This window comes from Kitasatospora sp. NPDC054768 (assembly GCF_053612025.1).
Genome location: NZ_JBSHBN010000282.1, coordinates 1 through 6,066 on the forward strand (window position 1 = coordinate 1; position 6,066 = coordinate 6,066).

Annotated in this window: 4 protein-coding genes; 2 read left to right on the plus strand and 2 right to left on the minus strand. The window is 76.0% G+C overall.

Translation table 11 applies throughout. The features are described 5' to 3' along the window. Positions 1-110 precede the first annotated feature (110 nt). Entirely contained in the window at positions 111-2,831 is a 2,721-nt protein-coding gene (locus ACWGKU_RS40070; RefSeq protein WP_452177478.1) for a DUF7824 domain-containing protein, read from the minus strand. Continuing rightward, positions 2,828-4,213: an SWIM zinc finger family protein gene (locus ACWGKU_RS40075; protein ID WP_380358706.1), complete on the minus strand. Its 1,386-nt coding sequence runs from the start codon at positions 4,211-4,213 to the stop codon at positions 2,828-2,830. The genes ACWGKU_RS40070 and ACWGKU_RS40075 overlap by 4 nt, the downstream gene beginning before the upstream one ends. A 137-nt stretch (positions 4,214-4,350) precedes the next feature. On the opposite strand from ACWGKU_RS40075, the gene ACWGKU_RS40080 reads away from it, so the two are divergent. Both ACWGKU_RS40080 and ACWGKU_RS40085 read left to right on the plus strand, forming a co-directional pair. Further along, entirely contained in the window at positions 4,351-5,259 is a 909-nt protein-coding gene (locus ACWGKU_RS40080) for an acyl-CoA thioesterase (RefSeq protein ID WP_452177477.1), read from the plus strand. Between the two features lie 98 nt (positions 5,260-5,357). Continuing rightward, positions 5,358-6,008: a TetR/AcrR family transcriptional regulator gene (locus ACWGKU_RS40085; RefSeq protein ID WP_359913286.1), complete on the plus strand. Its 651-nt coding sequence runs from the start codon at positions 5,358-5,360 to the stop codon at positions 6,006-6,008. Positions 6,009-6,066 lie beyond the last annotated feature (58 nt).

A 6,066-nucleotide genomic window follows, 5' to 3' on the forward strand; every position in this document is an offset into this window, starting at 1 on the left:
GACGACAACTTTCAGCGAACAGATTTCAAAATCTGTTCGCTGAAAGTTGTCAGCCGACATCTGTCCGCCAGCAGCCGACACCCGTCCACCGCCGGCCGGCATCCACCCCCTCAGCCCGCGAGCACGTCCCGCAGCGCCCGGGCCTCCTTGACCACCCGGCCCGATCCCCCGCGCTCGGCCGTCGCCGTCACCTCGGCGACCGGCCCGCGGGCCCCGGTGCGCCGGGCGCAGTCGGTGGCCAGCGCGATCAGGTCACCCAGCCCGCGCGTCGACGGGTCGGCCTCCCCCAGCAGGCCCGGCAGGGCCGCCGCGAGCACCGACCAGACCGTCGCCCGGGCGCCGGTCTCCGCTGCCGTGGTGAGCGCCGCCCCGAGCCGGCCGGCCATCACCGTGCCGCAGGCCACCAGGGCACCCAGCTCACGGCCGAGCAGCGCGCCGTCCAGGTCGCCGCGCGCGGCGAGCACCAGCAGGGCGTCCACCGCCGCCGTCCGGTCCTCGGCGTGCCGGGCGCCCAGGCCGTACGCCAGCGCGAGGTGCAGCGCGAGCCCGGCCGGGCCGCCGGCCTCGGCGAGCAGCGGGAGGTAGCGGGCGGCGCCGCGCTCGTCCCGGTCGGCGCCCTCGGCGAAGGGGTCGAGCCAGCGCGCGGCCAGCTCCTCCCGGTGCCAGGGGAGCATCGCGAACCAGTGCGCGACGGGCCGCCAGGTCCAGCCGTACACCTTGCGGGCCCGGGCGACGCTGGGCTCGGTGCCGTCCAGCAGGGCGAGCGGCTCGGCCGTGAGCCGCTCGCCACCCGGCCCCTTCGGTCCGGCGCCGATGCCCGGCTGGGCGACGGCGATCCGCTCGACGTCCTCCCACCAGCGGTCCCCGTACGCGTTGGTGCGCCGCACCCCCTTGCCGGGCGCGAACAGCACCCGCTCGGACGGCTGCCCGGGCAGGCCGCCGGTGCGCAGCCAGTGCGCCAGCCACCGCCCGGCCGGGGAGGTGAGCGCCTCGGCGGCCTTCAGCACCGCCTCCTCCACCCGCACGTCGACCCGCAGCAGGGCCTGGGACAGGTCGGCCTTTCCCGGCGTGACGCCCGCCGCCTCGTACCCGGCGATCCGCTCGACCAGCACGGCCGCGTCCATCGCGCCGGTGGCGTCGGTCGGCGTCGCGAGCAGGTACGGCAGCCGGGCCCGGTCAACCTGCCAGGCGGCCTCCTCCAAGCGGGCGGCGAGGACGGCCCCGTGCACGGTGGTGTGGGCTCCGCGCAGCACGGAGCGGCCCTTGCGGCCGAGGTAGTCCCAGACCTTCCACGGCGGCGTCTCTCCGGCCACCGCGGCCACCACGTAGAGGATCTCCCGGGGCATGCAGTCACCCCCACTGTTGGTGCCGCGCCACGGGTGCACCCGGCGGACCGGCTCCACCGCCTCGGCCAGCGCCTTCCGGTCCAGGTGGGTGAGCCGGACCAGCCCGTCCAGCACCCGCTCGAAGTCCGCCACGGCGGGCTCGCCCGAGGCGAGCAGGGCGGACAGCTCCTCCGCGAGTTCCACCGCCGAGCCGATCGGGGCGCCGAGCGGGCGCGGTTCGGGGGCCGGCGGGAGGAAGGCGTTCCACCCGGCGTCCGGGTCGTCCTCGTCACCCCCGACCGGCGCGCCGAGCAGGTCGCCCGCGCGCCGGTGGTGGGCCGGGTTCAGGACCTCGGCGGCGGTCCGCAGCTCCGCCACCACCGCCTCCCCCGCCGCCTTCAGGTGCCGGGCCACCACGTTCAGCGCCCGTTCCTGGAGGGCCGCGTCGGGGTGCCCGAAGGCCTCGGCCGCGGCCAGCACCACCGGGCCGGAGCGGTCGGGCGCGCGCCGGGCCGCCTTGTCCAGCCAGGCCAGCTGGGCGCGGACCAGCTTCTTCTCGGTCCGGAACAGCACCACCGCCGAGGCCTCGGGGAGTACGTCGGGCTCGATCAGGCCGGCCTCGTCCAGCCCGGCGAGCGCCTCCTGGGCGTGCCCGGCGAGTACCGACTGGCCGTCCAGCAGCGCCACCAGGTCGCGCACCCGGGCCGCGTACTCGGCCGGCGTCGGGTCGAGCGCCCGCAGCACCTCCAGGAAGGCCCGCTGGTCGCCCGGTTTGCCGCCGCGCAGCAGCCGGGCCAGGCAGCGGTCGAGCAGTTCGGTCCGGTCGACCACGCCGGCCGCGGCCAGTTCGCCGATCGCCTCGGTCCAGATGTCGCCGGGGCGCGGGCTGTGCCGGAACGTCAGCGGCCAGCTGATGTCAGCGAGTTCGAGCAGCTCGGGCAGCAGCACCGGGGTGAAGGCGTCCTGGCGCAGCTTCTCGGCCAGCGTCGGGCGCGCGCCGCCGCTGCCGAAGTCGTTCACGCGGTCCATCCAGCCCCGGACGAAGGTCTCGCCGCGCGGCATCTCGCAGCCGGTGCGCCGGACCACGGCCTCCATCACCGGGTACATCGACCAGCCCTGGTTGCGCGCCGGCCGGGCGGCGAGCCGGGTGACCACCTCGACCTGCCACTCCACCGGCTGCGCCTCGACGACCTGGTGCAGCACGGAGTTGCGGGCCCACGGGCGGTCGGCGAAGTCGCTGCCGGCCAGCCAGACGGCGGCGCCGGCCGGGCCGGCGTGGCAGCCGGCCCCGGCCACCAGCAGTCGCCCCCTGGCCTCGGCCGCCTCCCGCGACCAGTCCTGCCGCAACTCCTTGCGCAGCTCCTTGAGGGCGGCCAGGCCGGACCGCCGCTGGGCCGGGTCCAGGGCGGCCAGCAGCTCCGGTATCCGCGCGAGCCGTCCGGACCGGACGGCCGTCAGCAGTTCGTCGACCGGCCCCTGCCGGCCGGCACCCGCCGTCGTGCTCACGCTCCGGCCCCCTTCGCCCCCGCGGCCGACTCCCGCACCATCCCGACCGCCAGCGCGTGCTTGCACGGCCCGCGTCCGCCCCGGTACTTGCCCCACCACAGGCAGGTGCAGCTGAGCCGCCCCGACGCGTCCGTCCGCACCCGCTGGATGTGGTCGTCCACCGTGACGACGGCCGTCGCCCCGCCCTCCTCCAGCCGGACCGCGCCCGCCTCGACCAGGGCCCGGGCGGCCCGCAGCCGGGGGTTGGCCGCCTCGGCCCGCCCGGCGGCGTACGGGAGCTGCCGGTGGAAGTAGGCGGCCTCGGCGGTGTCGTAGCCGATCTGCCCGGCGGTGCCCAGCCGGGTGAGCGCGGCGCGGACCCGCTCGGGGCTCAGCCCGGACTGGGCGGCGAGGTCCCCGACCTCGATCCGGGGCTCCCAGGCGAGCAGCACCGCGATCAGTTCGGCGTCCCGCTCGGCCGTCCCGGTGGCGAGCGAGTCGAGCACCCCGCCCTCGCCGGAGAAGCCCCGGGAGGCGTCGGGTGAGAGCGTCAGGGTCAGCCGCATGCCGGGCAGCACCGCCTCCCAGGCGGAGGCGGTCGGCTCCCCGGCCGCGACCGGCCCGTACACCCGCAGGGCGAGCGCGTGCCGCAGCACCCGCTGGAGCGCCACCAGCCGCTCGGGCCCGGGCAGGCAGACCGCGCCGGGCACCGGCCGGGTGGTCGGCCGCAGCGTCGTCCCGGCCGGGACGACCCAGCCGGCGCCGGCCCGCCCGCCGCGCCCGGCGCGCGGCAGCGAGCGAAGGAACCGGACCGCCTCGGCGGCGGGCAGCTCGGCGCGCGGCTCGAAGCCGGCGGCGACGACCTGGGTCTCGGCGAAGCCGCGCAGCCAGCGCTCCGGCAGCGGGACCTTCTTCTCGACCAGCGGCCCGTCGAAGCTGGTGACCTCCAGCGCGTCCGGCCCGACCGCGAGGTGCAGCGGGTCGGCGGGGCCGATCCTGGTCAGCGCCTCCCGCAGCGGGTTGTTGACGTCCACGTTGGTGGTGCCGTGGCCGATCTCGTCCCCGTCGAGCCCGGCCCGGAGCACGTCGAGCCGGGCGTAGACGCCGCAGCAGCCCGAGAAGGACTCGAAGCGCAGCCGGTCCCCGTTGGCGGTGACCACCGGGTCGAGCGAGGCGCGCAGCTGCGGCTGGTAGTAGCGCGCGGCGGCGACGTCCGCGACCGCGAGCAGCGCGGCGGCGGCCGGCGCCGGATCGGCCAGGAAGCCCGCGAAGAAGCGCGGGTTGGCGGCGGATCCGAGCGGGGTGGCGCCGCCGGAGGTGGCCAGGTCGAGGCTGCGTCCGTCGGCGCCGTCCAGGACGGCCGACGGGCGCAGATAGGCGTACGCGTGTGCGGATTGCGTCATGCCGGGCACGCTAGGTGAGGGCACTGACAGATCTGTGGGCCACTGGCTTAAATGAAACGTGTTCTATTCGATTTCCGAGCACCCGGACGTTACCCGGGTCACATCGCCACACGGTTGGCTTCTGCCACTATTGGCCCGTGACAGACCTGACTGAACAGCGCATCCCGGCCGAACAGGAGCCCAGCCCGGCCACCTCGTTCGCCGGGCTGCTGGAGATCGAGCAGCTGAACGAGAACACGTTCCGGGGTCGCTGCCACGCCGGCGCCCCGATGCGCGCCTTCGGCGGCCACGTCGCCGCGCAGGCGCTCGTCGCCGCCGGCCGCACCTGCGCGGACCGGCGCCCGGTGCACTCGCTGCACGGCTACTTCCTGCGGCCGGGCTCCCCCGTCCGGCCGATCGACTACCTGGTCGAGCGGGTCCGCGAGGGCACGTCCTACACCACCCGCCGGGTGACGGCGCTCCAGCAGGAGCACGAGGTCTTCACCCTCTCGGTCTCCTTCAAGCACCCCGAGCCGGCCGCCGACCGCCAGCGCGAGGTCCCGACGCTGCCCCGCCCGGAGTCGCTGCCGAACTCCGTCGCCGGGCTGCCCGAGCAGGTCCGCCGGGCGCTCGCCGCGGACGGCGGCTTCCGCGACCTCGACGTGCGCTTCGTCCCGGCGGACACCCCGGGGCTGCCGGCGGCCGTCCCCGGACTGCTGCAGCAGTTCGTCTGGATGCGCACCGCCTCGCCGCTGCCGGACGGGGACCCGCTGCTGCACGCCGGCGCGCTGACCTACCTGTCCGACCTCACCCTGGCCTCCACCGCCGGGCTGAACATGCAGCCGAACTTCTTCCAGCGCACCGAACCGCCCCGGCTGCTGATGGCCTCGCTGGACCACGCGATGTGGTTCCACCGCCCGTTCCGGGCCGACGAGTGGCTGCTGTTCGCCCAGCGCAGCCCGTCCTCCTCGGACGGCCGGGGTCTGGCGCTCGGCGAGTTCTACGACCTGGACGGCCGACTGGTCGCCTCCGCCGTCCAGGAGGCGCTGATCCGCGACCCCTCGTGACACCCGGCACTCCCGGTACCCCGGTGACCCCAGGACGAACGGAAGGCGGCCGGACGGCGTCATACTCCTGAGCGGCCCCGGCCCGTATCATGGTGCGGGTGACCAAGGTTGACCTGTCACCACGGCCGGTGGAGGCGATGTCTCCGCGTCAGCTCGAACGCCGCGAAAGCCTGATCGCGGCCGCGCTCGCCCTGGTGAACGAGATCGGCGTCGAGCGGATGCAGATGAAGCAGGTCTGCGAGCGGTCCGGAGTCGCCCTGGGGACGGCGTACCGCTACTTCTCCTCCAAGGACCACCTCCTGGCGGCGGCGATCGCCGAGTGGCATCGCCTCCTGCTGGCCGACCTGGTGGCCGAGCTGCGCGGGCCGAGAGCCGGGCCGGGGGCCACCGACCGGGCGGTCCGGTTCGTCCGGGGCGGGATGCGGGCCTACCAGCGGCAGCCCGAACTCGCCCGGCTGAGGGTGGCCGTGGCCGCCTCCACCGATCCGTTCGCCAGCGAGGCCCTGCAAGGCATGGCCCGGGCCGACAGCACCGCCCTGCAAGCCGTGACGACCGAGGTGCCGGCCGCCGCGAGCGACCTGGTGCGGCACATCGTCGCCCACGCCTGGCAGGGCGAGCTGACCGCCTGGGTGACCGGCCGCACCACCCTCGGGGACGCCCGGCGGCGCCTGGAGGACGTGGTGCGGCTGGTGCTGACCCCGTACGAGACGCGGTACCCGGCCCCGTACGAGGTCCAGTCCACCGGCTGAGCGCCGCGCCGGTGGTCCGCGCCCGCCGGCCGGTGGGCCGGCGGGCTGTCTCTTATAC

Coding starts and splice junctions, on each gene's coding strand:
- ACWGKU_RS40075 (WP_380358706.1), bottom strand. CDS start 4,213: ATGACGCAATCCGCACACGCGTACGCCTATCTGCGCCCGTCGGCCGTC.